The 25481-nt window shown below is 71.6% G+C and carries 23 protein-coding genes and 1 pseudogene; 13 read left to right on the forward strand and 11 right to left on the reverse strand.

The features are described from left to right. Window positions 1–96: 96 nt before the first annotated feature. On the reverse strand, window positions 97–1038 hold the full coding sequence (locus ABR738_RS29805; protein ID WP_350233026.1) for a hypothetical protein: 942 nt from the start codon (window positions 1036–1038) through the stop codon (window positions 97–99). Window positions 1039–1119: 81 nt separating this feature from the next. On the opposite strand from ABR738_RS29805, the gene ABR738_RS29810 reads away from it, so the two are divergent. From ABR738_RS29810 to recX, 4 genes and pseudogenes are all read left to right on the forward strand, one after another. Then, on the forward strand, window positions 1120–1314 hold the full coding sequence (locus ABR738_RS29810; RefSeq protein WP_350233027.1) for a DUF3046 domain-containing protein: 195 nt from the start codon (window positions 1120–1122) through the stop codon (window positions 1312–1314). Between the two features lie 487 nt (window positions 1315–1801). After that, window positions 1802–2899: an AI-2E family transporter gene (locus tag ABR738_RS29815; RefSeq protein WP_350234806.1), complete on the forward strand. Its 1098-nt coding sequence runs from the start codon at window positions 1802–1804 to the stop codon at window positions 2897–2899. 222 nt (window positions 2900–3121) lie between these two features. Beyond that, entirely contained in the window at window positions 3122–4240 is a 1119-nt protein-coding gene (recA, locus tag ABR738_RS29820; RefSeq protein WP_350233028.1) for a recombinase RecA, read from the forward strand. Beyond that, window positions 4207–4902: pseudogene (gene recX / locus ABR738_RS29825) on the forward strand (recombination regulator RecX); the annotation flags it as partial. The gene recA and the pseudogene recX, both read left to right, overlap by 34 nt. 147 nt (window positions 4903–5049) lie before the next feature. On the opposite strand, the gene ABR738_RS29830 reads toward recX, so the two are convergent. The 8 genes from ABR738_RS29830 to ABR738_RS29865 all read right to left on the reverse strand — a co-directional run bounded on the left by ABR738_RS29830 (window position 5050) and on the right by ABR738_RS29865 (window position 11898). After that, window positions 5050–5463, reverse strand: a complete 414-nt coding sequence (locus ABR738_RS29830; protein ID WP_350234807.1) for a rhodanese-like domain-containing protein — start codon at window positions 5461–5463, stop codon at window positions 5050–5052. Further along, window positions 5454–6017 (reverse strand): cupin domain-containing protein, encoded by a 564-nt coding sequence (locus tag ABR738_RS29835; protein ID WP_350233029.1) that lies wholly within the window; start codon window positions 6015–6017, stop codon window positions 5454–5456. The genes ABR738_RS29830 and ABR738_RS29835 overlap by 10 nt, the downstream gene beginning before the upstream one ends. A gap of 87 nt (window positions 6018–6104) precedes the next feature. Then, a complete protein-coding gene (locus ABR738_RS29840; RefSeq protein ID WP_324608114.1) occupies window positions 6105–6191 on the reverse strand; it encodes a putative leader peptide in 87 nt (28 codons plus the stop codon). A 125-nt stretch (window positions 6192–6316) separates the two neighbouring features. Next, window positions 6317–8035: an FAD-dependent monooxygenase gene (locus tag ABR738_RS29845; RefSeq protein ID WP_350233030.1), complete on the reverse strand. Its 1719-nt coding sequence runs from the start codon at window positions 8033–8035 to the stop codon at window positions 6317–6319. A gap of 143 nt (window positions 8036–8178) precedes the next feature. Next, window positions 8179–9093 (reverse strand): amino acid ABC transporter permease, encoded by a 915-nt coding sequence (locus tag ABR738_RS29850; protein ID WP_350233031.1) that lies wholly within the window; start codon window positions 9091–9093, stop codon window positions 8179–8181. Next, entirely contained in the window at window positions 9090–9737 is a 648-nt protein-coding gene (locus ABR738_RS29855) for an amino acid ABC transporter permease (RefSeq protein WP_350233032.1), read from the reverse strand. The genes ABR738_RS29850 and ABR738_RS29855 overlap by 4 nt, the downstream gene beginning before the upstream one ends. Window positions 9738–9848: 111 nt before the next feature. Continuing rightward, window positions 9849–10769 carry a glutamate ABC transporter substrate-binding protein gene (locus ABR738_RS29860; protein WP_350233033.1) on the reverse strand — a complete coding sequence of 307 codons (921 nt, stop codon included), beginning with the start codon at window positions 10767–10769 and terminating at the stop codon, window positions 9849–9851. 343 nt (window positions 10770–11112) lie between these two features. Continuing rightward, complete coding sequence (locus ABR738_RS29865; protein ID WP_350233034.1) at window positions 11113–11898, reverse strand: amino acid ABC transporter ATP-binding protein; 786 nt, start codon at window positions 11896–11898, stop codon at window positions 11113–11115. 374 nt (window positions 11899–12272) lie between these two features. Here ABR738_RS29865 and ABR738_RS29870 point away from each other — a divergent pair, with 374 nt between their 5' ends. Both ABR738_RS29870 and ABR738_RS29875 read left to right on the forward strand, forming a co-directional pair. Then, window positions 12273–13046, forward strand: coding sequence for a response regulator transcription factor (locus ABR738_RS29870; RefSeq protein WP_350233035.1), 774 nt, complete (start codon window positions 12273–12275; stop codon window positions 13044–13046). Window positions 13047–13061: 15 nt separating this feature from the next. Further along, window positions 13062–14489 carry a sensor histidine kinase gene (locus ABR738_RS29875; RefSeq protein WP_350233036.1) on the forward strand — a complete coding sequence of 476 codons (1428 nt, stop codon included), beginning with the start codon at window positions 13062–13064 and terminating at the stop codon, window positions 14487–14489. 63 nt (window positions 14490–14552) lie between these two features. Here the strand turns inward: ABR738_RS29875 and ABR738_RS29880 are convergent, their stop codons facing one another. Continuing rightward, window positions 14553–15548, reverse strand: coding sequence for a TAXI family TRAP transporter solute-binding subunit (locus ABR738_RS29880; protein WP_350233037.1), 996 nt, complete (start codon window positions 15546–15548; stop codon window positions 14553–14555). Between the two features lie 69 nt (window positions 15549–15617). On the opposite strand from ABR738_RS29880, the gene miaB reads away from it, so the two are divergent. Then, on the forward strand, window positions 15618–17105 hold the full coding sequence (miaB, locus tag ABR738_RS29885) for a tRNA (N6-isopentenyl adenosine(37)-C2)-methylthiotransferase MiaB (RefSeq protein WP_350233038.1): 1488 nt from the start codon (window positions 15618–15620) through the stop codon (window positions 17103–17105). Window positions 17106–17231: 126 nt separating this feature from the next. Beyond that, on the forward strand, window positions 17232–17933 hold the full coding sequence (locus tag ABR738_RS29890) for a class III extradiol dioxygenase subunit B-like domain-containing protein (protein ID WP_350233039.1): 702 nt from the start codon (window positions 17232–17234) through the stop codon (window positions 17931–17933). A 343-nt stretch (window positions 17934–18276) separates the two neighbouring features. On the opposite strand, the gene ABR738_RS29895 is transcribed toward ABR738_RS29890, so the two are convergent. Continuing rightward, a complete protein-coding gene (locus tag ABR738_RS29895) occupies window positions 18277–18576 on the reverse strand; it encodes a hypothetical protein (RefSeq protein ID WP_350233040.1) in 300 nt (99 codons plus the stop codon). A 182-nt stretch (window positions 18577–18758) separates the two neighbouring features. Here ABR738_RS29895 and miaA point away from each other — a divergent pair, with 182 nt between their 5' ends. From miaA to ABR738_RS29920, 5 genes are all read left to right on the forward strand, one after another. Next, window positions 18759–19697: a tRNA (adenosine(37)-N6)-dimethylallyltransferase MiaA gene (gene miaA, locus ABR738_RS29900; RefSeq protein WP_350233041.1), complete on the forward strand. Its 939-nt coding sequence runs from the start codon at window positions 18759–18761 to the stop codon at window positions 19695–19697. 278 nt (window positions 19698–19975) lie between these two features. After that, window positions 19976–20383 (forward strand): hypothetical protein, encoded by a 408-nt coding sequence (locus tag ABR738_RS29905; RefSeq protein WP_350233042.1) that lies wholly within the window; start codon window positions 19976–19978, stop codon window positions 20381–20383. A gap of 81 nt (window positions 20384–20464) precedes the next feature. Then, a complete protein-coding gene (gene dapF, locus ABR738_RS29910) occupies window positions 20465–21328 on the forward strand; it encodes a diaminopimelate epimerase (RefSeq protein ID WP_350233043.1) in 864 nt (287 codons plus the stop codon). 171 nt (window positions 21329–21499) lie between these two features. Further along, window positions 21500–23614, forward strand: a complete 2115-nt coding sequence (locus ABR738_RS29915; RefSeq protein ID WP_350233044.1) for a RelA/SpoT family protein — start codon at window positions 21500–21502, stop codon at window positions 23612–23614. Window positions 23615–23814: 200 nt separating this feature from the next. Continuing rightward, window positions 23815–25314 (forward strand): M1 family metallopeptidase, encoded by a 1500-nt coding sequence (locus ABR738_RS29920; protein ID WP_350233045.1) that lies wholly within the window; start codon window positions 23815–23817, stop codon window positions 25312–25314. Window positions 25315–25481 lie beyond the last annotated feature (167 nt).

Genomic DNA, 25481 nt, shown 5'->3' on the forward strand with positions numbered 1-25481 from the left:
CGTGCACCCACCCACTGACAATGGCCCGGACCCGCGAACACGACGCAGCGGAGACCAGATGCAGGGGCCCGGGCCGCTCGACGCCCGGGCGGCACGTCAGCCGATGAAACGGCCGTGCGCCCGCAACGTACGCAACGCCTCGATCGTCACCATGGGCCGGCACTCCAGGGCCGTACCGGGCGCCCACGCACGCCAGCGGACCGGCCAGCCGCCGTCCTCCCGCTGCTCCGCCTCGAGATGATCGAGGGAGCGCTTCATCTCCTCGTCGGTGAACCAGCGCCGCGCCAGCGACTGCGGCACACGCGCGTAGTCGTGCGGAAAATGGTGCTCGCCCGGCGCGTACCCCGGCGAGATCGGAAACTCGGCGAGCCGGCCCGGATCGAGCACCGCGAGACGCTGCTCCCTGACCAGCCTGCCGAGCCGGTCCGCGGCCGCCTCGGCGCGCGAGCGGTCCGCAGCGCCGTCCAGGAAGGCGACCGCGGCCTCCACCTCGTAGGGATGCGACGTCTCAAGGGCGTCGACGGCGGCCCAGCAGAAGTCCGTGGCCCGAAACAGCCACGCGTGCCACACCTGATTGCGGTGCAGCAGACCCACCACGGGGCCGGTGGCCAGCAGGGCGCTGGGCGGGTCGTCCAGGACCGGAACGAAAGGCGCCGCCGGATAGCCCCGCTGCGAGGGGTGCAGGACGGGCAGCGCGCCGTCCTTGGTGGAGACGCCGGTCAGATAGCGGCACACGCGCTCCACCAGCCGGCCGCCGAGCCGCCCCACCGAGTCCAGGACCCGCAGCGCGTGCGCGGTGTGCAGGGGCTGGCTCACCGGCCCGCGCAGATCGGGTTCGAGCGCGTAACCGTAGCCGCCGTCATCGCCCTGGTAGGCGGCGAGCGCCGCCTCCACGGCGTCGGCGTCCTTGCCGAGGAAGTGGTGGGCGAAGCGGCGCTGTTCCAGCACCCTGGCCGTCAGCCAGACGAAGGGCTCGGCGCGCGCCAGCGGGGAACCGGGGGAGTGGGGCGAGTGGGGGGATGCTCCAGAACCAGCCATGGAGGAGACGGTAGGGCCCCAGGGAGCGGCGGACAGGCCCGACGGCCCCGGCGGCACTCCTAGGGGCGGGATACTGAAGTCATGCGGTTGACGATTTTCTGGGAGCGGATGGCCGACCACTTCGGCGCCGGGTACGCGGACTCCTTCGCGCGTGACCACGTGATGACCGAACTGGGCGGGCGCACCGTGCACGAAGCGCTGGACGCGGGCTGGGAGGCCAAGGACGTCTGGCGAGCCGTCTGCGCCGCGATGGACGTGCCGTGGGACAAACGCTGAAGCCTGACCCTTCACGAGCGCCGGGCCGCCCCGCCGCGAGCACGGCACACGCCTTCGGGTGACGGCCACGACAAGCCACGACAAGCCACGACAAGCACTGACACGACCGCCCCAGCGCCCCACCCCCGGGGCCCTGGCTCCCCGGAACCCCGGCCCCGCCCCTCCGGGACCTTGGCCCCCGGACCTTGGCCCCGCCCTCCCGGGACTCCGGCCCCCGGGACTCCGGCCCCCGGGACCTTGGCCCCGCCCTCCGGGACCTTGGCCCCGCCCCCCCCGGGGCTCTGGCCCCCTCCGGGACCCTGGCCCCGGGCCTGGACCGGCTCGGCGGCTCGTTGTCGGACACATGGGCGAGACTTGGCCCGTGGCACCGACTGATGACCTCGACACCGACGACCGCGCGACCGACCGGGCGGACGGCCCGCGCGGCCCCGCGCCCGACCCCGGCGGCTCCTCCGGACAGCCGCCGCGAGCCGGCCTGCCCGCGCACATGCCGCGCTGGCTGCCCCGGGCGGTGGTGCTCGTGCTCGCCCTGTACGCCTGTTTCCAGCTGGGCAGCTGGGCCTTCCACCAGCTCATCGGCCTGCTGATCAACATCCTGATCGCGTTCTTCGTCGCGCTCGCGATGGAACCGGCCGTCGGCCGGATGGCGGCCCGCGGAATGCGCCGGGGCCTCGCGACCTTCCTGGTCTTCTTCGCGCTGCTGATCGCGACGGCCGGCTTCGTCGTGCTGCTCGGCTCGATGCTGGCCGGCCAGATCGTCGACATGGTCGAGCAGTTCCCCAAGTACCTCGACTCGGTGATCAACTGGGTCAACCACAGCTTCCACACCAAGCTCTCCCGGGTCGAGGTGCGCGACAGCCTCCTGCACTCCGACTGGCTGAAGAAGTACGTCCAAAACAGCGCGACCGGCGTGCTCGACGTCTCCGCCACCGTCCTCGGCGGCCTCTTCCGACTGCTGACGATCTTCCTGTTCGCGTTCTACTTCGCCGCCGACGGGCCACGGCTGCGCCGGGCGGTCTGCTCCGTGCTGCCGCCCTCCCGGCAGACGGAGGTGCTGCGGGCCTGGGAGATCGCCGTCGACAAGACCGGCGGCTACCTGTACTCACGCAGCCTCATGGCGCTCATCTCCGGTGTCGCGCACTACGTCCTGCTCCAGATCCTGGGCGTCCCCTACGCCCCGGCGCTGGGCGTGTGGGTGGGCCTGGTCTCGCAGTTCATCCCCACCATCGGCACCTACCTGGCGGGCGCCCTGCCCATGCTGCTCGCCTTCACCGTGGACCCCTGGTACGCGGTGTGGGTGCTCGGCTTCGTGGTGATCTACCAGCAATTCGAGAACTACATGCTCCAGCCCAAGCTCACCGCGCGGAGCGTGGACATCCACCCGGCGGTCGCCTTCGGCTCGGTGATCGCGGGCACCGCGCTCATGGGGGCGGTCGGCGCCCTGATCGCGATCCCGGCCGTCGCGACCCTCCAGGCGTTCCTCGGCGCCTATGTGAAGCGCTACGACGTGACGGACGACTGGCGGGTGCACGGCCGCCACCAGCAGCGCGGCCGGGGACCGCGGCCGGACGCGGGCGCCTCGTAGCGTCGTCGCGCCTCCCACGCCCCGCGTGGCTCGCTTGACACGAAAATCGAACATCCATTCTCATGGGACGGCAGCCCTGTGTTCCTGCGCCGCTCCCAGGGACAACACCGTGTTTCCGGTGGAGTTATCCACAGGCTGGACGGGCGCCGGGGCCCATTGTCAGTGGCAGGGGTTAGCGTCTTTGACGTGAAGCGATCGACTCAAGCAAATCGGGTGGAACCCATGGCAGGAACCGACCGCGAGAAGGCGCTCGACGCCGCGCTCGCACAGATTGAACGGCAATTCGGCAAGGGCGCCGTGATGCGCCTGGGCGAGCGGCCCAATGAGCCCATCGAGGTCATCCCCACCGGGTCGACCGCGCTCGACGTCGCACTCGGCGTCGGCGGCCTGCCGCGCGGCCGCGTGGTCGAGGTGTACGGCCCGGAGTCCTCCGGCAAGACGACCCTGACCCTGCACGCGGTGGCCAACGCGCAGAAGCTCGGCGGCTCGGTGGCCTTCATCGACGCCGAGCACGCCCTCGACCCCGAGTACGCCAAGAAGCTCGGCGTCGACATCGACAACCTGATCCTCTCGCAGCCCGACAACGGCGAGCAGGCACTGGAAATCGTCGACATGCTGGTCCGCTCCGGCGCCCTCGACCTCATCGTCATCGACTCCGTGGCGGCCCTGGTGCCCCGCGCGGAAATCGAGGGCGAGATGGGCGACTCCCACGTGGGCCTCCAGGCCCGCCTGATGAGCCAGGCCCTGAGGAAGATCACCAGCGCGCTCAACCAGTCGAAGACCACCGCGATCTTCATCAACCAGCTCCGCGAGAAGATCGGCGTCATGTTCGGCTCCCCCGAGACCACCACCGGTGGCCGGGCGCTGAAGTTCTACGCCTCCGTACGCCTCGACATCCGCCGGATCGAGACGCTGAAGGACGGCACCGACGCGGTCGGCAACCGCACCCGCGTCAAGGTCGTCAAGAACAAGGTCGCGCCGCCCTTCAAGCAGGCCGAGTTCGACATCCTCTACGGCCAGGGCATCAGCCGCGAGGGCGGCCTGATCGACATGGGCGTCGAGCACGGCTTCGTCCGCAAGGCCGGCGCCTGGTACACCTACGAAGGAGACCAGCTCGGCCAGGGCAAGGAGAACGCCCGCAACTTCCTCAAGGACAACCCCGACCTCGCCAACGAGATCGAGAAGAAGATCCTCGAAAAGCTGGGCGTCGGCGTCCGGCCGGACGCGGCCTCAGCCGACCCCGCCAAGGACACCGCGGACGCAGCCCCGGCGGACGCCACCGCCGTGCCCGCCCCCGCCGCCAAGGCCAAGACGGCCAAGGCCGCCGCTGCCAAGAGCTAGCGGTGACCCGCAGGACCGAATGGGCCGGCCCCGAGGAACCGGCCCCCCGGCGGGCCCGCTCCCGGCGGGGCGGCCCGGATGGAACGGGCGACGGCACCGACTCGTCGAGGGCCGAGAAGGAGCCGTCGTCTCAGGACCCGGCTGAGCGGGCGCGGGCCATCTGCCTGCGCCTGCTCACCGGGACCCCCCGCACCCGCAAACAACTCGCCGACGCCCTCAAGAAGCGGGAGATCCCCGACGAGATCTCCGAAGAAGTCCTCTCCCGCTTCGAAGAGGTCGGCCTGATCAACGACGCGGCGTTCGCCGACGCCTGGGTGGAGTCCCGCCACCACGGCCGAGGCCTCGCCCGCCGCGCCCTCGCCCGCGAACTGCGAACCAAAGGCGTGGACGCGTCGGTCGTCGACGAAGCCGTCGCCCAACTCGACTCCGAGCGCGAAGAAGAGACCGCCCGCGCCCTGGTCGCACGCAAACTCCGCGCCACCCGCGGCCTCGACCGCGATCGCCGGCTGCGCCGCCTCGCGGGCATGCTCGCCCGCAAGGGCTACCCGGAGGGCATGGCCCTGCGCGTGGTCCGCCAGGCACTGGAGCAGGAGGGCGATCACCCCGACGACGCGGACGACCTGGACGGCCCGGGCGGCCTGGGCGAGCTGTACGAACCCTGAGCCGGCCGGGCCGGCTCAGCTCCGGGCACGGTGGCGCTTGTGCCCGGGCAAGAGCGGGCGCTCCGGCCCGGACAAGGGCCCCCGGCGCAGTCGGGGAAGTGGCGCTGCGGGCCGGGGGAGTGGCGGCAACCGGCGAAAACGTCGGCGTCAGCCGGGCCCAGGCGTGACCGGGAGGCCCGCCGCGCGCCACGCCTGGAAACCGCCGATCAGATCGGTCGCCCGAAACAGCCCCAACTGCCGCAAGGACACGGCCGCGAGAGACGACGCGTACCCCTCATTGCAGATCACCACCACCCGCACTCCATGGCCGGTCGCCTCGACGGCGCGATGACTGCCCCCGGGATCGAGCCGCCACTCCAGTTCATTGCGCTCCACGACCAGGGCCCCGGGAATCAGGCCGTCCCGGTCGCGCAGCGCCGCGTACCGGATGTCCACCAGGAGCGCACCGGCGGCCGCCTCGGCGAACGCCTCCTCGGGGCCCACCCGGTCCAGGCCCGACCTGGCCCGGTCCAGAAGTTCATCGATCCCCACCGGACCGCCACCTTCCGCGCTCAACTCCAGTCCTGCGGACGCTCGACCTGCTCGACCCGCAGCACCGCGCCCGTCCGGCTGTAACGCCGGATCAGCGGCAGCGGCGGATAGTAGGCGTGCACCGAAATCGCGTGCGCGCTGGTCGACCCGTTCCGCACCTCGTGCACATGATGCGGCCCGAAGGCCCGCCCGGCCCCCGCCTCCAACTCCCTTGAACGATCGACCCCTTCGGCCAGTTCCAGGGTCTTCCAGCCCTCGGTGGGAAGCCGCGCCGCCAGCGAGTCCTCACGCAACACCCCGGCCGCGGTCACGAACGCGCCGTGGGAGCCGCCATGATCGTGCCAGCCCGTACCCGTACCGGGCGGCCAGCCGATCAGCCACGCCTCACTGCCGCCGGGACCGTCCAGACGAATCCACGTACGCCCCTGCTCGTCCAGGGGCAGCGAAGCGACGAGCGCGGCGTCCGCGGCGGTCCGCAGCGCGAAATCGAGCAGATCCACCTTGGTGGGGGCGAACCTGGACCCCGCCCCGGAGGCGGGAGCGCGTACGGACGCACGGGCAGGAGTGAGGGGGGAAGGCGACACGGTGGACCGTCCTGGGGGAGTTCGCGAAGGCGCGCCATGTCTGCCGGCGCACGAAGGCGCAACGGGACGGCGCGAAGGAAAGGCGAATCAGCAGGACGGACGACACACGCAGCCCGCATAGCGGACGAGGTCCATATGGACCCTCCGCCACAGGCGCACACGGGTGTCGGTCATGCTCCGGAGTAGACCATGGTCGGCGATGACGGTCAATACCTGACATACAACTGGGGTAACCAGGACAACCGGGGCAACTGGCAGACGTTAGAGATCAGTTGTCAGAAATCAGCAGGTGAAAACTGTCAATTGACATCCGCCGTCCGTCCCACCGCCTCCCCCACCTCCGCGGAACCCCCCGCACCACCCGAACCGCCCGCACCCTCACCGGCACCGGCCCCCGCACCGCCCCCATCCCCACCCACACCGCCGCCGCCCCCGCCGGCCCCCCGCTCTCCCCGGCCCGCACCGCCCCCCGCCGCCTCCGCGGCCGCGTACAGCTCCGCGGGGTGCACCCCGTTGAACGCGGCCACCAAGTGCCCGTCGGGGCGGACCAACAGGACGGCATGGGCGGGCGCGCCCGGATAGTCCTCGGCGACCAGGAGCTCGGCGTTCAGGGGCAGCGCCGCCACCGCCGCGTTCAGCCGCGGCATCACCCCCGCCGTCAGCCAGTGACGGCGGTCCCACACAGCGGTGCCCGGCGCGACCAGAACCACCAGGAGCCTGCCCCGGCCCAGCCGGTCGCGCAACGCCACCGCCGACCCGTCCGGCGCCGTCACCCGCACGTCCGCGACCGGCGACCCCGACGGCGTACCCACCGCGATGTGCGACTCGGCCGGCTCCGGCGCCAACGGCGAGAGCGGATAGCCAGGAGGCGCCCCGAGCGGGCCGCGCCCCAGATGCCCCTCGGTCACCAGAGCGTCATGGGAACGCGTGGTACCCGGAACCCAGGCCCGCAGCCCAGCCCCGCCCCGCAGGACCGGCAACGACTGGTCACTCGCGCGCAACCGGGCCGCGACCGCCGCCCTGCGCTCCGCCTCATAGCTGTCCAACAGGGCCTCGCCGGGCCCGTGGTGCCAGGCCCTGGCCAGCTTCCACGCCAGGTTCCGCGCGTCCCGCAGCCCCTCCTCGAGCGCCTGCGTACCCAGCGCGCCCAGCAGATGCGCCGCGTCACCCGCGAGGAACGCGCGGCGCACCCGCCAGCGGCGCGCCAGCCTGTGATGGACGGTGTGGACCCCCGTGTCGAGCAGGTCGTACGCCGGTGTCCCGCCGCACCAGCCGCCCAGCGTGTCCCTGACCCGCCCCACCAGCGCGTCCGGCGTCACCAGCTCGGCACGCGGCGGCAACAGCCACTCCAGCCGCCAGACACCCCCCGGCAAAGGTCGCGCCGTCACCTCATCGCCCCCGGCCCGCCACGGCGGCAACCGGTGCAGCAACGCCTCATGGGGCCAGGGGAGTTCGGTTCGCAGAGCCGCCACCGCCTGGCGTTCCACCGCCGTACGGCCCGCGAAACGGATGTCGAGGAGCTTGCGTACGGTGGAACGGGCGCCGTCGCAGCCGACCACGTAACTGCCCCGCCACCACGTCGCCCCCGGCCCCGACGTGTGCGCCGACACCCCCCGCGCGTCCTGCTCGAGCCGGTCGAGGCGGCTGTGCGTGACCAGACGTACCAGACCGGACGCGGACAGAGCCGCGCGCAGACCGCGCACCAGAGCGTGCTGCGGCACATGCGTCGGCGACGGCCCCCCCGCCTCACCCGGGCCGAAGGGGACACGACGCACCAGCCGGCCACGCCGCATCGAGCGCCACGCCACCCAGCGGGTCCCCTCGTCCCGCACCGCCTCGCAGCCGAGCCCGGCCACGAACGAGGCGACGTCCGGGCGCAGGACCACCGTGCGCACCGGCCGCGGCTCCTCGGGCCCCGCCCCCTCGTCCAAAACCACGGACGGCACACCCTGAGCGGCCAGCGACAGCGCGAGCGCCAGCCCCACAGGACCGGCGCCTACGATGATCACCGGGTCCACGGCGTGGCTCCCGAGGGGCGTCGGGACGGCTTGCAGGTGGCGCGGGGAACCCGGTGCACGATCACAGAACGTATGCAACCCACTGCGCGTGCTTGCGTCAAGTGACCAAGGCAGCGACGCGGACGTCACTGCCTCATATGCCGTCAGTTCGACGCGTCAGAAGCCCCACCGGCCCCGATGGCCCCCTCGGCCGACATGGCGGGGGCGGAACCGGCCGCGGTGAGCGGGGCGTCGGCCGCGCCCATGGAGATGCCGGTCCTCGCCCGGCGCCCCCGCTTCTCGATCCAGGTCGCCAGCGCGGAGAGCAGCAGGCACATCGCCACGTAGATGACGCCGATGACCACAATGGTCGACACATACGGGTACTGGCCGTTGACCTGCGTGTTGCTCGCGATCAGACGGGCCGTCTGCAACAGCTCCGGATACAGGATGATGAACCCGAGCGAGGTGTCCTTCAGAGTCACGACGAGCTGGCTGATGATCGTCGGCAGCATCGCGCGGACCGCCTGCGGCATCAGGACGCTCGTCATCACCTGCGTCTTGCTCATGCCGAGCGCGTACGCGGCCTCGCGCTGGCCCCTGGGTACGGAGTTGACGCCGGCCCGCAGCACCTCCGCCTGGACACAGCCGTTGTAGATCGACAGACCCAGCGCCAGCGCCCACATCGAGTAGTCGGTGAGGAACCCCACCCACACCCCGTAGATCGTGATGAGCAGCGGGATGGAACGGAACAGCTCGATGAAGGCGGTCGCCACCCAGCGGACCGGCTTGTGGTCGGACATCCGGGCCACGGCCAGCACCACGCCCAGCACCAGCGAGCCGACGGCCGCGAGACCGAACGCCTTCAGCGTGGCGAGCACCGCGTCGGCGATGTTCTGCCGGATGCCCGCGTAGTTGAAGATGTCCCACATCCCGTAGTCGAGGTCGCCCTTGTCCGACAGGCGCAGGACCGCGACGACGACCAGGGCGAGAAGCACGAGCGTGCCGACGACGGCATAGATCCGGTTGCGGACGACGGCCTTGGGGCCGGGGGCGTCATAGAGAACGCTGGCACTCATCGGGCGACCTCCAGGCGGCGCTCAAGGAGACGGAACAGACCACTGATCGCGAACGTGACGATCAGATAGCCGAGGGCCACCCAGATGAAGACGGGCACGATGTCGTAGCCGTCCTCGCTCATCAGCTTCTGCCAGCCGAACATCTCGGTGACGCTGAAGGCACCGGCGATCGCCGAGTTCTTGGTGAGCGCGATGAAAATGGAGCTCAGCGGCGGGATCACCGTCCGCGTGGCCTGCGGCAGCACGATCAGGCTCAGCGTCTGCGGGAAACTCATCCCCAGCGAACGGGCCGCCTCGGCCTGCCCCAGCGGGACCGTGCTGATGCCCGACCTGACGGCCTCGCAGACGAACGAGGCGGTGTAGAAACCGAGCGCGAGCGAACCCAGCAGGAACGGGCTCATCCCGGGGAAGAAGATCTCCGGCACGACGAAGAAGGAGACCAGGAAGAGCAGCGTCAGCGGGGTGTTGCGCAGCAGCGTCACCCACGCGGTGCCGAAGAACCGCAGCGGCGGCACCGGAGACACCCGGAAACCGGCGAGCAGCAGGCCGAGCACCAGGGCGATGACCGAGCTGACGACGGTGATCTCCACCGTGCCTATGAAGCCGTCACGGAATTCCGCGAAATGGTCGAGCAGTACGTTCATGGGGTCTCCGCGTCGGCGGGCAGCGGCCGGGTCGGTCGTCAGGGGGAACGAGGGGCGGGGCCCGGGCGCCCCGCAGCGGGTACGGGACGCCCGGGCGGCCAACCCCCGGGGTCAGTAACGGACGATGGCCGGCGGGGCCTGGTACTTCGAGCCGGACAGGCCGAGCGTCGCGTCGTAGATCTTCTTGTACGTGCCGTCCTGCTCGTGCTTCTCCAGCGAGGAGTCGATGAAGTCGCGCAGCGCCTTGTCGTCCTTGTTCATGCCGATGCCGTAGGGCTCCTCGGTGAACGGCTGGCCCACCACCCGCAGCTTGCCCTTGTTCTTGGCGGCGTAGCCCTTGAGGATCGCGTCGTCGGTGGTGACCGCGTCGACCTGCTTGGACAGGAGCTGCTGCACGCAGTCGGAGTACTTGGACAGTTCGACGACCGAGGCGCCGTACTCGGGCTTCTTGATCTCCTGGAGCGGCGTGGAGCCCACGATCGAGCAGACCTTCTTGCCCTTGACGGAGGTCTTGCCCGTGATGGACGTGTCGTCCTTGCGCACGAGCAGGTCGGCGCCCGCCTTGTAGTACGGGCCGGCGAAACCGACCTGCTGCTTACGCTTGTCGTTGATCGTGTAGGTGCCGACGTAGTAGTCGACCTGGCCCTTGGAGATCGCGGTCTCGCGCACGCCGGAGTCGACGGTCTTCCACTCGATCTGGTCGTCCTTGAAGCCGAGGTCGGCGGCGATCATCTTCGCGAGTTCGACGTCGAAGCCGGAACGCACCCGGGTCGACTGGTCCTCGAAGCCGAGGTAGGGCTGGTCGGCCTTGGAACCGATGATGAGCTTGCCGCGCGCCTTGGCCGCCTTGAACGTCGCCGAGTCCAGGGTGACATTGGAGGCCACGGTGTACGTGGGAAGCTGCGGCGCGTCGCCGGTGCCCGGCTGGGCGGCCTGCTTGTCGCCGGCGGAGCCGGACTTTCCACCACAGGCGGTCGCGGTCAGGGCGAGCGCGGCGATCGCCGCGACGGCGGCGGACTTGCGGAGCATCATGGCGAACATTCCTTGCGTCGTTGGTCGTTGATCGTCATCGGGCGTGCGTCATCAGGCGTGCGTCGTCGGGCCGGTGCCAACGGGGCGAGGTCGCGCGGTCAGGCGGTCGGACGGCCGCGTGATCGGCGTCGGCGCCTCTGGTTGGGCGGTTGGGCAAGTGCCGGTTAGAGATGGTCAGTTGACATTGGATCTCCGTCATCTGTCATCTGTCATCCGTTATTCGCCGTTCACCGGTGGGAGGCGGCCACTCGTGATCGGTCCGTCACCATCGGTCCGCCCCCACCCCGAGGGGCGGCCCGCCTGTCGCAACCCTGGCCCCGGCTCGCGCCGCCGCCCCGGAGCGTCAGTGGTGCAGGATCTTCGACAGGAAGTCCTTGGCCCGGTCGCTGCGAGGATTGCTGAAGAACTGGTCCGGCGTGGCCTCTTCGACGATTTTGCCGTCGGCCATGAACACGACCCGGTTGGCGGCGGAGCGGGCGAACCCCATCTCGTGGGTGACGACGACCATCGTCATGCCGTCCCGCGCGAGCTGCTGCATGACCTCAAGGACCTCGTTGATCATCTCCGGGTCCAGGGCCGACGTGGGCTCGTCGAAGAGCATCACCTTCGGGTCCATGGCCAGCGCCCGGGCGATCGCCACGCGCTGCTGCTGGCCGCCGGAGAGCTGAGCGGGGTACTTGTCGGCCTGGGTGGCGACGCCGACCCGGTCGAGCAGCGCCCGCGCCTTCTTCTCGGCGGCCTGCTTGTCGGCCTTGCGGACCTTGACCTGGCCCAGCATGACGTTCTCCAGCACCGTCTTGTGCGCGAAGAGGTTGAACGACTGGAAGACCATGCCCACATCGGCCCGCAGCCGCGCCAGTTCCCTGCCCTCCTGGGGCAGCGGCCTGCCGTCGATCGTGATCGCCCCGGAGTCGATCGTCTCCAGGCGGTTGATGGTGCGGCACAGCGTGGACTTCCCGGACCCGGAGGGCCCGATGACGACGACGACCTCGCCACGGGCGATGGTCAGATCGATGTCCTGGAGCACATGCAGCGCGCCGAAGTGCTTGTTGACGTTGCTCAGCACGACCAGGTCACCCGACGCGGGTACGGCGTCCTCGGTCCCCATGGCCACTGATACTCCGCTCATCGGCTTCTTGCTCCGTCCTCCTCGGTTGGGGAGGAACGTAGTGCTGAGGTGTGACCAGCGTCATTACATCTGAGCGGAACTTGAGCATAACGATCCGGTTGCGTGAGGGCACGCTCGGTGAGCGCGCGACCCCGGGGGAGTACCGGCTCCGTAACGGATGGTGCGAAGGGGCGGGCGCCCCCTTGACCGAAGTGGCGCCCATGCGCATGGATTCGGGGGTACATGTCGTGATGCGGCCGGTGAACACGCCAAGGCGAATCCGCGGATCCGGCGCGCCACCGGGAAACACCCGGCACATACCCGGGCAACACCAAGCAACACCCAAGCAGCACACAAGCAGCACACAAGCAGCACCAAAACCGCGGAGGGGGGCCATGAGACTGCTGCTCGTCGAGGACGACGACCATGTCGCCGCCGCCCTGTCAGCGGTGCTCGCCAAACACGGCTTCAAGGTGAAGCACGCGCGCAACGGAGAAGAGGCGCTACAGGCGCTCCTTCCGGATGAGCACGGCGCCACACCACCCTTCGGTGTGGTCCTGCTCGACCTCGGCCTTCCCGACCAGGACGGCTACGAGGTCTGCGGCAAGATCCGCAAGCGGGCCGCCACTCCGGTGATCATGGTGACCGCCCGCGCCGACGTCCGTTCACGCATCCACGGCCTGAACCTGGGCGCCGACGACTACGTGGTCAAGCCCTACGACACCGGTGAGCTCATCGCCCGTATCCACGCGGTCATCAGACGCCCCAAGCCCGGCCCGCCGCCCGGCCCGCCTTCCGGCTCCCAGAACGGCTCCCAGGCCGGCTCCCAGACCGGCCCGCCGCCCGGCCTCCCGCCCGGCGACGACGAGAGCGTCGTGCTCATCGGACGCATGCGCATAGAACTGCTCACCCGCCGCGTCGGCGTCGACGGCGCGGACGTACAGCTGACCCGCAAGGAGTTCGACCTGCTGGCCCTCCTCGCCCAGTGGCCCGGCGTCGTCTTCCGCCGCGAACAGATCATCAGCGAGGTCTGGCGCACCAGTTGGGAAGGGACCGGCCGCACCCTCGAAGTGCACGTGGCGTCCCTGCGCTCCAAACTCGGCATGCCCGCGCTGATCGAGACCGTGCGCGGCGTGGGCTACCGGCTCGTCGAGCCGGCCGCCCGCTGACCCCAGGACGGCCCGGTGCGCACCCGTCTGCTGCCGCTGCTCATCTTCCTGCTCGCGCTCGTCCTGGTCGCGTTCGGCTTCCCGCTGGCCCTGAGCGTGGCCCACGCCCAGCAGCAGCGCGTCGTCATCGACCGGATCGACGACACCGCGCGCTTCGCCGCGCTCGCCCAGTTCGTCACCGCGCCCGACGGCAACGGCGCCGGCACCGACAGCACCGACACCGCCAACAGCACGGAACGGCTGACCACCCTCGAAGAGGAACTGAACCGCTACTCCACCCTCTACGGGATCAAGGCGGGCGTCTTCTTCCGCGACGAGAGCGCCATGGCGAGCGCCCCCGCCGACTGGCACGTGCCCGCCAAGGGCCAGGGGTACGTCGCCTTCCACGAAGCCCTCGCGGGACGCCGCAGCCACGACCCCGCCCAGGTGTGGCCCTGGCAGCAGGGCCGCCTCGTGGTCGCGTCGCCCGTCGTACGCGAAGGCGACGTCATCGCGGTCGTCGTCACGGACTCGCCCACCGCCAGCATGCGTTCGGCCATCCTGCACGGCTGGCTGCTCATCGTGGCCGGCGAACTCGCGGCGATGCTGCTCGCGGTCGGCGCGGCGTTCCGTCTGACGGGCTGGGTGCTCAGGCCCGTACGCGTCCTGGACGCCGTGACCCACGACATCGCCACCGGCCGCATGAACTCGCGTGTCGCGGCCGCCGGCGGACCCCCGGAACTCAGAAGGCTGGCCCGTTCGTTCAACGAGATGGCCGACAACGTCGAGGAGGTCCTTGAACAGCAGCGCGCCTTCGTCGCCGACGCCTCGCACCAACTGCGCAACCCGCTCTCGGCCCTGCTCCTGCGCATCGAACTGCTCGCGCTCGAACTGCCCGAGGGCAACGAGGAGATCGCCTCCGTACGCACCGAGGGCAAGCGCCTGGCCCAGGTCCTGGACGACCTGCTGGGCCTGGCGCTCGCCGAACACGCCGCGGCCGACCTCCAGCTCACCGACGTCGGGGCGCTCGCGCGGGAACGGGTCGCCGCCTGGCGCCCGCTCGCCGAGGACAAGGGCGTGACGCTGACCGTGGACGGCGCGGCGGCCGCCACCGGCTGGGCGGACCCGGTGGCCCTCTCCAGCGCCCTGGACGCGGTCGTGGACAACGCGCTGAAGTTCACCCCGGCCGGCGAGGAGGTGCGGGTCACCGTCGCCGTCGACGGACCGAGGGCCACCGTGACGGTCGCCGACCGGGGCCCCGGCCTCCTGGACGACGAGCTGAGCCGTGTCGGTGACCGCTTCTGGCGCGCGGGCCGCCACCAGAACGTCAAGGGCTCTGGCCTTGGCCTGTCCATCGCGCGCGCCCTGCTCGCGGCGGGCGGCGGCACCATCGCCTACTCCCACCACCCCCCACGCGGCCTGCGCGTGCGGGTCACCGTGCCGCGCACGCCGCCGGAGTCGTGAACGGCACACCACCCCGCGCACCCCGAGCCTCCCGCGCCCCTTGCCGGCCCGGCGCCAACACGCTCAGGGCTTGACCGAGCGGTAGTAGTCGCGCGCCCCGTCGTGCAGCGGCAGCGGATTGGTGTAGATCGCCGTGCGCAGGTCCACCAGTTGCGCCGCGTGCACCTCGCGGCCGATGCGGTCACGGCTGTTTATCACCGTGCGGGTGAAGCCCTCGGTCAGCGCGGCGTCGGTGCGGTCCGTGGTGACCAGCAGATTCGCGACGGCGATCGTCGGCACGGGCACACCGTGCTGCGCCTGCGGGTAGGCGTCCGCCGGCATGGTCGCCGCCCGGTAGTAACCGGTGCTGCCGTCCGCCTTGTGCAGCGCGGAGACCAGATCCGCGAGCGGCACGAGCCGGACCGGGTACGCCTGGGACAGCTTGAGCACGGCCGTCGTCGGCAGGCCACCGGACCAGAAGAACGCGTCGATCCGCTTGTCCCGCAGCAGCCCGGGCATGGTGTCGATGCCGGCGGGGACGGGCGTGATGTCCTTCAGCGGATCGAGGCCGGCCGCCGCGAGCAGCCGGTCGGCCAGGAGCCGCACCCCGGAACCGTCCTGCCCCACGGCGACCCGCTTGCCGCGCAGATCCGCGACCGAACGCACCGGCGAGTTCTGGGGCACCACCAGCTGGACGTAGTCGTCGTACAGCCGGGCGCAGCCCCGCAGCCGGTCCGCGCCGGGCCTGTTGTCCTTGCGGAACTTGTCGACGGAGTCCGCCGTCGCGATGGTGAAGTCGGAGACGCCGTCGGCCAGGCGCTGGAGGTTCTGCTGCGACCCCTCGCTCGTCCGCAGCCGCACCTGGACGTCGGGCAGATCGGTGGCGAGGGCCTGCCGCAGCAGCTCCCCGTAGCGCTGGTACACCCCGGTGCGCACGCCCGTGCTGAAGTCGATCGTGCCGCCAGGGGAGGGGCCGGGGAAGGGGACGAGCCACCACGTGAGGAGCCCCAGCACCACCACGAGCGCAGCGGCCCCCTGCAGGGCGCGGTTGCGGCTGAGCCGGGACAGGGCGGGGAGCATGGCTGGATCCTGCCAGTTCATTGCCCGCGAGGACCAGGGGGCGGCGGGCCCCGTACCCTGGTGTACGAGATGAGCGCGAAGACCTACGAGGTGCGCACCTACGGGTGCCAGATGAACGTCCACGACTCCGAGCGGCTGTCCGGCCTCCTTGAGGGAGCCGGCTATGTCCGCGCGCCCGAGGGCGCCGACGGGGATGCCGACGTCGTCGTCTTCAACACCTGCGCGGTGCGGGAGAACGCCGACAACAAGCTGTACGGCAATCTCGGCAGGCTCGCCCCGATGAAGACGAAGCGGCCCGGCATGCAGATCGCCGTCGGCGGCTGCCTCGCCCAGAAGGACCGCGACACCATCGTGGAGCGCGCCCCCTGGGTCGATGTCGTCTTCGGCACGCACAACATCGGCAAGCTGCCGGTGCTTTTGGAGCGTGCCCGCGTCCAGGAGGAGGCGCAGGTCGAGATCGCCGAGTCCCTCGAGGCGTTCCCCTCCACGCTGCCCACCCGGCGCGAGTCGGCGTACGCGGCCTGGGTGTCCATCTCGGTGGGCTGCAACAACACGTGCACCTTCTGCATCGTCCCGGCGCTGCGCGGCAAGGAGAAGGACCGCCGCCCCGGCGACATCCTGGCCGAGATCGAGGCGCTGGTCGGCGAGGGCGTCTCGGAGATCACCCTGCTCGGGCAGAACGTCAACGCCTACGGCTCGGACATCGGTGACCGCGAGGCCTTCAGCAAGCTCCTGCGGGCCTGCGGCACCATCGAGGGTCTGGAGCGGGTCCGCTTCACCTCGCCCCACCCGCGTGACTTCACGGACGACGTGATCGCCGCGATGGCCGAGACGCCCAACGTGATGCCGCAGCTGCACATGCCGTTGCAGTCCGGCTCGGACACGGTCCTCAAGGCGATGCGCCGCTCCTACCGGCAGGAGCGTTTCCTCGGGATCATCGAGAAGGTGCGCGCCGCGATCCCGCACGCCGCCATCTCCACCGACATCATCGTGGGCTTCCCCGGCGAGACCGAGGAGGACTTCGAGCAGACCATGCACACCGTGCGCGAGGCCCGCTTCGCCAACGCCTTCACCTTCCAGTACTCCAAGCGCCCCGGCACGCCGGCGGCGACCATGGAGGGGCAGATCCCCAAGGAGGTCGTGCAGGAGCGCTACATGCGCCTGTCGGCCCTCCAGGAGGAGATCTCTTGGGAGGAGAACAAGAAGCAGGTCGGCCGCGTCCTTGAGGTCATGGTCGCCGAGGGGGAGGGCCGCAAGGACGGCTCCACGCAGCGCCTGTCCGGCCGCGCCCCCGACAACCGCCTGGTCCACTTCACCAAGCCCGGCCAGGACGTGCGTCCCGGCGACGTGGTGACCGTGGAGATCACCTACGCCGCCCCGCACCATCTGCTCGCCGAGGGCGCCACGACCCGGGTACGCCGCACCCGGGCGGGCGATGCCTGGGAGAAGCGCAACGCCGCCCCCGCCGACAAGCAGGCCGGCGTCATGCTCGGGCTGCCCACGATCGGCGTGCCCGCGCCGCTCGCCGAGCCCACGGGTGGCTGCTCGGTCCTGTGAGACCGGGCGCCGTCGACAACCCTCACCGCGGGGCCGGGGCGCTGAAGCCGGGCGGCCCCGCGTCCCTCGCGCCGCGCCCCCGCATCGGCGGGGCCGTGGCGCTGCGACGGGACTAGGCTGCGGATCATGCTCGTAGCCGCCGCTGTCTGCCCCTGCCCGCCCCTGCTCGTGCCCGAGGTCGCCGCCGGCGCCGCGCCCGAACTCGACGCGGCACGCGACGCCTGCGCCGACGCGGTCGGGGTGCTCGCCGCGTCCCGCCCCGACCTCCTGGCCGTCGTCGGCCCGGCCGAGGAGGACGCCGTCTTCCGCCCCGGAGCCCTCGGCACGTTCGCGGGCTTCGGTGTGGACGTCTCCGTACGCCTGGGCACGGGCGAGCCCGGTGCGCGGCGGCTCCCGGTGTCGCTCGCGGTCGGCGCCTGGCTCCTGGAGCGGGCCGGCTGGCGGGACGCGCCGCTCCAGGGCCTGGCCGTCGACGAGCGCATGGAGCCGGAGCGCTGCGCCGAGGCGGGGCGGGAACTCGCCGCGTGGGCCGGCCGCGTCGCGCTGCTCGTGCTGGGTGACGGCAGCGCCTGCCGCACCCTGAAGGCCCCCGGCTACCTCGACGAGCGCGCGCAACCCTTCGACCGGGCCGTGGCGGCGGCCCTTGGCGCCGCCGACCTCACGGCCCTGAAAAGCCTGGACGACGGCCTGGCGCACGAGCTGAAGGCCGCCGGGCGCGCGCCCTGGCAGGTCCTGGCCGGCGCGGCGGACGGCGCCGGGCTCGGCGGCCGCCTGCTCTACGAGGACGCGCCGTACGGAGTCGGCTACTTCGTGAGCGTCTGGTCCTGAAACCCCCGATGCCTGACACCCCCGATGCCTGAAAGCCCCGACGCCTGAAACCCCCGGCGCGGGCCCCGGGCGCTGGACCCGGGACCGAATGCTCAAGCCCGGCCCGGACTGGGCGCGCGCGGCGGAAGCCGACCGGACGCAGGCCCTTGCGCACGGGGGGCCAGGACACGCCGGAGGGCCGTGGAGCTTGTCGAAGCTCCACGGCCCTCCGGCGCGCGTGGTTCGAGGCGCGGACGGCAGCGGCGGGGTGCCTCCTCGTCCTCGCGGATGCGTGCGGACACGCGGTCCAGGTGCCTGCCCGGGTGGCTGCCCGGGTGGCTGCCCGGGTGGCCGATCCGGACGACTACTGCCGGGCGCCCTCGCCGGCCTCGTTGTCCGCGGCCTCCTCGGCGGACTGCTGCTTGGGGATCTCGACCCCCTCGGCGGCCGCCCCCTCGGCCCGCTCGCCCGCACCGCTCTCCCCGGCGGCCGCAACAGCTTCGGCGGCCTCGGCGGCGCAGCACCCGCCCGTGGCGCCCGTGTCGCCCTCGGCCTCGGGCTGCGCCGTCGGCGTGGCCGCCACGCCCTCCTCGCCCGGCTCCGTGCTCGTCGACTCCGTGACGGCCGCGTCGGCCTTACGGCGGAAAAGTGAAAACACGCCCATGTCTGCTCCATAACGTACGTGTGTGGGCGAAATCCCCGGCCGACCGGAGCGCCCCATTGCGTCGCCCGGCGGCACCGGCCAACAAACCGGCGTTCGGAACCTCGCAACAGGCAACGAACCCAGCCGGGTCGCGTCACGTAGCTCGTTCGAGGAGGTGCGCCGAGGTTTGCGAGACTGTGACCGTGAGAAGTGCACCTCCCGCACCGCGGGTCATCGCCGTCGTCGGCCCGACAGCGGCCGGAAAGTCCGATCTGGGCGTCTTCCTCGCCCAGCAGCTCGGCGGCGAGGTCGTCAACGCCGACTCCATGCAGCTCTACCGGGGGATGGACATCGGCACCGCCAAGCTGACGCCCGACGAGCGCGGCGGCGTCCCGCACCACCTCCTGGACATCTGGGACGTGACGGAACCGGCCAACGTCGCCAGCTACCAAAAGCTCGCCCGCGCCGAGATCGACCGGCTGCTCGCCGAAGGCCGCACCCCCGTCCTCGTCGGCGGCTCCGGCCTCTATGTGCGCGGAGCCATCGACGTGCTCGACTTCCCCGGGACCGACCCGGAGGTACGCGCCCGGCTCGAGGACGACCTGGAGCGGCACGGCCCCGGCGCCCTGCACGCGCGGCTCGCGGCCGCCGATCCCGAGGCGGCCACAGCCATCCTGCCCAGCAACGGCCGCCGCATCGTCCGCGCCCTCGAGGTGATCGAGATCACCGGACAGCCGTTCACCGCCAACCTGCCCACCCACGAATCGGTGTACGACACCGTCCAGATCGGCGTCGATGTGGCCCGCCCCGAACTCGACGAACGCATCACCCTGCGCGTCGACCGGATGTGGGAGGCGGGCCTCGTCGAGGAGGTGCGGACCCTGGAGGAGCGCGGACTGCGCGAGGGGCGCACCGCGTCCCGCGCGCTCGGCTACCAGCAGGTGCTCACCGCGCTCGCCGGCGCGTGCACCGAACAGGAGGCGCGCGACGAAACCGTACGCGCCACCAAGCGCTTCGCGCGCCGTCAGGATTCCTGGTTCCGGCGCGATCCGCGCGTCCACTGGCTGAGCGGAGCGATGGAGCACCGGGCGGAACTCCCGCGCCAGGCGCTGGCGTTGGTCGAACGAGCGGTTACAGCCTGATCACGTGATGGCATCGGGACGCCCCGCCGGTCAATGCGGCCCCGCCGCCCGTGCCATCATCAAACGTCGATCCACCAGTGGAGTCCGAGTCGGGAGGGCGCGTGGCGATGGAGGCCGGCCCTCGCAGAGAGCAAGGATCGCGGCGCGGCGCCGCGCACCCGGGCCACCGGGACGACACTCCGGCGGCCCCGGAAGCGCCGCAAGCGCAACTGCCCGCGCAGAACGCGAACGACGGCGCGCGCGAAACGCAGGGGGCGCCGCCCGCGTTCGGTTCCGCGGTGCTCGGATCCTCGGGCCTGAGCCCCGACGGACCGGAGGACGGCTCCGTGGGAGCCGTGTCCGACGGCGGTGAGGTCGAGGTCGAACTGCGTCCCCAGCGCCGCCTCAGGATCTGGCAGCTCGCCCCCATCGTGATGCTCGCCGCACTCGGCTCGCTCATGTTCGCCTTCCCCCTCGCTTTCGAATTCGGCGACGGCGGACCGGTCGTGGCGATGCTCGGACTGCTCATCAGCTGCTGCGCCGCCGGCTGGGGCATGATGGCCGCGCGCCGGGTCGGCCACACCTGGCCGGGACTGCCCGGCAGAGGATCACGCGAACGCCCCGACTGGCGCGTCCTCGCCCTGTACGTGGGCGTCGCCTGCGTCCTTGTCGCACTCGCCGTCTGGCGCGTGGCCCGGCTGCGCTGAGCCGCAACGCGATGCCCCGGCGGCCACCCGGCGCGCCCGCCCGCCGGGTCACGTGTCAGTGCCCCACCGTAGGATTGACGCGTGAACACTTCGCCGATCGCCTTCCTCAAGGGCCACGGAACCGAGAACGACTTCGTGATCGTCCCCGACCCGGACAACGTCCTTGACCTGCCCGCGTCGGCCGTCGCCAGGCTCTGCGACCGCCGGGCCGGCATCGGCGGCGACGGCGTGCTGCACGTGGTGCGCAGCGCCGCGCACCCCGAGGCCCGCGCCATGGCGGACGAGGCCGAATGGTTCATGGACTACCGCAACAGCGACGGCTCGATCGCCGAGATGTGCGGCAACGGCGTGCGCGTCTTCGCCGGATACCTGGCGCGCGCCGGGCTCGCGGAGGAGGGCGATCTGAGCGTCGCCACCCGTGGCGGAGTCAAGAAGGTGCACATCGCCAAGGGCGGTGACATCACCGTCTCCATGGGCCGCGCCCTGCTCCCCGAGGCCGAGGTCACCGTCACGGTGGACGGCCGCAGCTGGCCCGCGCGCAACGTGAACATGGGCAACCCCCACGCGGTGGCTTTCGTGGAGGAGCTGGACCACGCGGGAGAGCTGCGCTCGGCGCCCCCCTTCAGCCCCGCCGGCGTCTACCCGGACGGGGTGAACGTCGAGTTCGTCGTGGACCGGGGCCCCGGCCATGTGGCCATGCGCGTCCACGAGCGCGGCGCCGGCGAGACCCGCTCGTGCGGCACCGGAGCCTGCGCCGTCGCCGTCGCCGCCGCCCGAAGGGACGGCGCGGATCCGGCGGTCACCGGCACCCCGGCCACCTACACCGTGGACCTGCCGGGCGGAACACTGGTCATCACCGAATACCCCGACGGTGAGATCGAGATGACCGGACCCGCGGTGATCGTCGCCGAAGGCGTCATCGACCCGGCGCTCCTGGCGGCCTGACCGGCCGCGCGGGGAAACGGCCGTGGCCGAAACCTTCGCTCGAATGGGTGATCCGGTTCACGCTGAGCGAGAGCGGGACTGCGCCACGTGGTGGGCTCGGTAGCATCAAGCACCGGTCCGGAGGGGCACGCCGGTCCCTCCACCACCGGTCGATGCCGCCGGAGGTACCCCATGAGTGCAGAGGCCACAAATCCTGGTGCTCACAGCCGCCGACGCGGCCGCCCCCGGATCGACCTCCGCCGACTGGGCCGCGCGGCCCTGCTCGGCCCGGTCTCCCGCGACCGGTTGCCCGACGCCATCGGTCACGTCGCCGACGCCCACCGGGCCCACCATCCCGACGCCGACCTGGCCGTACTGCACCGGGCGTACGTCCTCGCCGAAGCCTCCCACCGGGGCCAGTACCGCAAGAGCGGCGAGCCCTACATCACCCACCCGCTGGCCGTGACACTGATCCTGGCCGAACTGGGCGCGGAGACAACCACGTTGACCGCCTCCCTCCTCCACGACACCGTGGAGGACACGGAAGTGACGCTGGATCAGGTACGGGCCGAGTTCGGCGCGGAAGTCACCTATCTGGTGGACGGCGTCACCAAACTGGAGAAGGTCGACTACGGCGCGGCGGCCGAACCCGAGACCTTCCGCAAGATGCTGGTCGCCACCGGAAACGACGTCCGCGTGATGTCGATCAAACTCGCCGACCGGCTGCACAACATGCGCACCCTCGGCGTGATGCGCCCCGACAAACAAGCCCGCATCGCCAAGGTGACCAGGGACGTCCTGATCCCGCTCGCCGAACGGCTCGGTGTGCAGGCCCTCAAGTCCGAACTCGAAGACCTCGTCTTCGCGATCCTGCACCCCGAGGAGTACGAACGCACCCGCGCCCTGATCGCGGCCGGCACCGGCGCCGCCGACCCGCTGGCCGCCATCGCCGACGGCGTACGCGCCGTACTGCGCGAAGCGGGCCTCCAGGCCGAAGTCCTCATCAGGCCGCGCCACTTCGTCTCCGTACACCGCGTGCACCTCAAACGCGGCGAACTGCGCGGAAGCGACTTCGGGCGGCTGCTCGTCCTGGTCACCGAGGACGCCGACTGCTACGCGGTCCTCGGTGAACTCCACACCTGCTTCACGCCGGTGGTCTCCGAGTTCAAGGACTTCATCGCCGCACCCAAGTTCAACCTGTACCAGTCGCTGCACACGGCGATCGTCGGACCCGCCGGCGACGTGGCCGAAGTCCTCATCCGCACCCGCCGGATGCACAAGGTCGCCGAGGCCGGCGTCATCGCGCTCGGCAATCCCTACCCGCCGGGCCCCCATACGCAGGGCGCCCATGCGCAGGGCCCGGGCGAGGGGCCGCAGCAGGCGGGCGACGAGCGCGAGGACCCCACGCGCCCCGGCTGGCTCTCCCGCCTCCTTGACTGGCAACAGAACGCCCCCGACCCCGACACGTTCTGGTCCTCCCTGCGCGAGGAACTGGCGGGCGACGAAGAGATCACGGTGTTCTGCGCCGACGACCGCACCCTGGTCCTGCCGGCCGGCGCCAGCTGCGTCGACGCCGCCTACGCGCAGTACGGCGCTGCCGCCCACAGCTGCGTCGGCGCCCGCGTCAACGGCCGCCTGGCCACGCTCAGTACGGTGCTCAACGACGGCGACACGGTGCAGCCGTTGCTCGCCCAGGACGCCACATCGGGGCCGTCGGCCGGCTGGCTCGACCACGCCAGGACGCCGGCGGCGCGCATCGCGATCACCGGATGGCTCGCGGCCAACCCCGAGGGCGCCACCGTGCCCGCCGCCACCCCCCGCCCCCAGGTCAACGTCCCCGCCGACCGGCGCGCCGCCGCCAACGCGGTGACCGACCTGCCCGGCGTGACCGTACGGCTCGCGGGCTGCTGCACCCCCGTGCCGCCCGATGCGGTCACCGGTTTCTCGGTGCGCGGGGCCGCGGTGACCGTCCATCGTCAGGAGTGCCCGGCCGTCGTGCGCATGCGGGCCGTGGGGCGGGCGCCGGTGGAGGTGCGCTGGGGGGAGGCCGCCGAATGCCGCGTCACCCTGGTCGCCGAGGCCTTCGGACGCCCGCGCCTGCTGGCCGACCTCACAGAAGCCATCGCGGGCGCCGACGTGGCCATCGTCTCGGCCACCGTGGAACCCCCCAGCGAGCAACGCGTCCGGCACACCTACACCCTCCAACTGCCGGACGCCGCCGGGCTGCCCGCGCTGATGAGGACCATGCGGGACGTGGCGGGGGTGTACGACGTGAGCCGGGCGCAGCATCCGGCGGCGGCGGGGTGAGGCGGAAGGCCTCGACCGGGTCCGCCGGCTCGAGGACAACTGACGAACGGCAATTGACGGACATGGACGGTCAGCTGACACTTTTCACCGTCTGACAGCCGTCATCGCCCCGCCCACTACCCGCCCCCCACCACCCCCGTTCGGGTGGCCCCCATGCGCGTCGGCACGAGCGGCCCCCCTCGCGCTGGTAGCGGTAGGGCATGCCGCTCACCCCTCGCCCCTTCCGCTCCCGCCGCCTGCGTGCCGCGCTGCTTGCCGCGGCCGCGGCATCCGTAGTCGCCGCGGCCCTGCCCGCCCCCGTACCGCTCGGCATCGGGGACCCCCTCTTCCCGCACCTGGGCAACCCAGGCTACGACGTGCTCGCGTACGACATCGGGCTCACCTACCCCGGCGAGAACAACAAGCCCATGGAGGCCGTCACCACCATCGACGCCGTCGCCACGGACGCCCTGGAGCGGATCAATCTCGACTTCGCCCGCGGCACGGTGCACGGCGTGGACGTGAACGGGCGCCCGGCCGCGTTCGCCAGCGTCGACGAGGACCTGGTGATCACCCCGCAGGAGTCCGTGAGCGCCGGGGAACGGCTGCGGATCACCGTACGCCACACCAGCGACCCGAACGCCGCGAGCGACGGCGGCTGGGTGCGCACCTCCGACGGCCTGGTGATGGCCAATCAGGCCGACGCCGCCCACCGGGTGTTCCCGTGCAACGACCACCCCTCCGACAAGGCGTTCTTCACCTTCCATGTGACCGCGCCCGCCGACGTGACGGTCGTGGCCAACGGTCTGCCCATCGGCCATGAACGCCAGGGCAGCCGGGTCGTCTCCTCGTACCGCGTCAGCCATCCCATGGCGACCGAACTGGCGCAGATCTCGATCGGACACTCCGCGGTGCTGCACCGCGAGGGGCCGCACGGGCTGCCGATCCGCGACGTGGTCCCGGCGGCGGACCGGGCGAAGCTGGAGCCGTGGCTGAAGAAGACCCCCGGGCAGATCGAGTGGATGGAGCGGCAGGTCGGGGCGTACCCGTTCGAGACGTACGGGGTGCTGATCGCCGGCGCTTCCACGGGCTTCGAGCTGGAGACGCAGACCCTGACACTGTTCGAGCGGTCGTTGTTCCTGCGGCCGGAGTTCCCCGAGTGGTATGTGGACTCGATCATGGTGCACGAGCTGACGCACCACTGGTTCGGCGACAGCGTCTCGCCCCGGGCCTGGTCGGACCTGTGGCTCAACGAGGGGCACGCGACCTGGTACGAGGCGCGGTACGCCGAGGAATTCGGCAAGCGGCCCATGGAGCGCAGGATGCGTGAGGCGTACACCCAGTCCGACGGCTGGCGCGCCGCCGGTGGCCCGCCGGCCGCGCCGAGGGCGGCAGGGCCCGGCCAGAAGATCGGTATCTTCCGCCCGATCGTCTACGACGGCAGCGCCCTGGTCCTGTACGCCTTGCGCGAGGAGATCGGGACGCGCGCCTTCGAACGGCTGGAGCGGCGCTGGGTGCGGGACCACCGGGACTCCACCGCGTCGAGCGCCGACTTCGCCGCGCTGGCCTCCGAGATCGCCGGGCGCGACCTGTCCGGCTTCTTCAAGGCGTGGCTGTACGGCGAGAAGACTCCACCGATGCCGGGTCACCGGGACTGGCGCAGCGCGCCGCCGCGCCCGGCCCGCCCGGCCCGTTCGGCACACTCGGCCACGCGTCACTGAGGCACCCCCGGGCCCGCCAAACCGGCCGGGGGCCGGGGCGGGGGCCTGAAAACCCGGGTGACGGCCCCCGAGGGCCCGTGCGACCATCGTTCACGTCGGCGGCGCCACCAGGGCCGGATTCCGTCCGGGAATCATTCGGGTCCATCACGCGTTGTGACCGACACAGC

The sequence above is a fragment of the Streptomyces sp. Edi4 genome (genome assembly GCF_040253615.1).
Lineage (GTDB): Bacteria > Actinomycetota > Actinomycetes > Streptomycetales > Streptomycetaceae > Streptomyces.

What these genes read in the sequence shown, in the direction of transcription:
- ABR738_RS29805 (WP_350233026.1), bottom strand. Translation starts at nt 1,038, where the DNA reads ATGGCTGGTTCTGGAGCATCCCCCCACTCGCCCCACTCCCCCGGTTCC.
- ABR738_RS29810 (WP_350233027.1), top strand. Translation starts at nt 1,120, where the DNA reads ATGCGGTTGACGATTTTCTGGGAGCGGATGGCCGACCACTTCGGCGCC.
- ABR738_RS29815 (WP_350234806.1), top strand. Translation starts at nt 1,802, where the DNA reads ATGCCGCGCTGGCTGCCCCGGGCGGTGGTGCTCGTGCTCGCCCTGTAC.
- recA (WP_350233028.1), top strand. Translation starts at nt 3,122, where the DNA reads ATGGCAGGAACCGACCGCGAGAAGGCGCTCGACGCCGCGCTCGCACAG.
- ABR738_RS29840 (WP_324608114.1), bottom strand. Translation starts at nt 6,191, where the DNA reads ATGACCGACACCCGTGTGCGCCTGTGGCGGAGGGTCCATATGGACCTC.
- ABR738_RS29850 (WP_350233031.1), bottom strand. Translation starts at nt 9,093, where the DNA reads ATGAGTGCCAGCGTTCTCTATGACGCCCCCGGCCCCAAGGCCGTCGTC.
- ABR738_RS29855 (WP_350233032.1), bottom strand. Translation starts at nt 9,737, where the DNA reads ATGAACGTACTGCTCGACCATTTCGCGGAATTCCGTGACGGCTTCATA.
- ABR738_RS29860 (WP_350233033.1), bottom strand. Translation starts at nt 10,769, where the DNA reads ATGATGCTCCGCAAGTCCGCCGCCGTCGCGGCGATCGCCGCGCTCGCC.
- ABR738_RS29865 (WP_350233034.1), bottom strand. Translation starts at nt 11,898, where the DNA reads ATGAGCGGAGTATCAGTGGCCATGGGGACCGAGGACGCCGTACCCGCG.
- ABR738_RS29870 (WP_350233035.1), top strand. Translation starts at nt 12,273, where the DNA reads ATGAGACTGCTGCTCGTCGAGGACGACGACCATGTCGCCGCCGCCCTG.
- ABR738_RS29880 (WP_350233037.1), bottom strand. Translation starts at nt 15,548, where the DNA reads ATGCTCCCCGCCCTGTCCCGGCTCAGCCGCAACCGCGCCCTGCAGGGG.
- miaB (WP_350233038.1), top strand. Translation starts at nt 15,618, where the DNA reads ATGAGCGCGAAGACCTACGAGGTGCGCACCTACGGGTGCCAGATGAAC.
- ABR738_RS29890 (WP_350233039.1), top strand. Translation starts at nt 17,232, where the DNA reads ATGCTCGTAGCCGCCGCTGTCTGCCCCTGCCCGCCCCTGCTCGTGCCC.
- ABR738_RS29895 (WP_350233040.1), bottom strand. Translation starts at nt 18,576, where the DNA reads ATGGGCGTGTTTTCACTTTTCCGCCGTAAGGCCGACGCGGCCGTCACG.
- ABR738_RS29915 (WP_350233044.1), top strand. Translation starts at nt 21,500, where the DNA reads ATGAGTGCAGAGGCCACAAATCCTGGTGCTCACAGCCGCCGACGCGGC.
- ABR738_RS29920 (WP_350233045.1), top strand. Translation starts at nt 23,815, where the DNA reads ATGCCGCTCACCCCTCGCCCCTTCCGCTCCCGCCGCCTGCGTGCCGCG.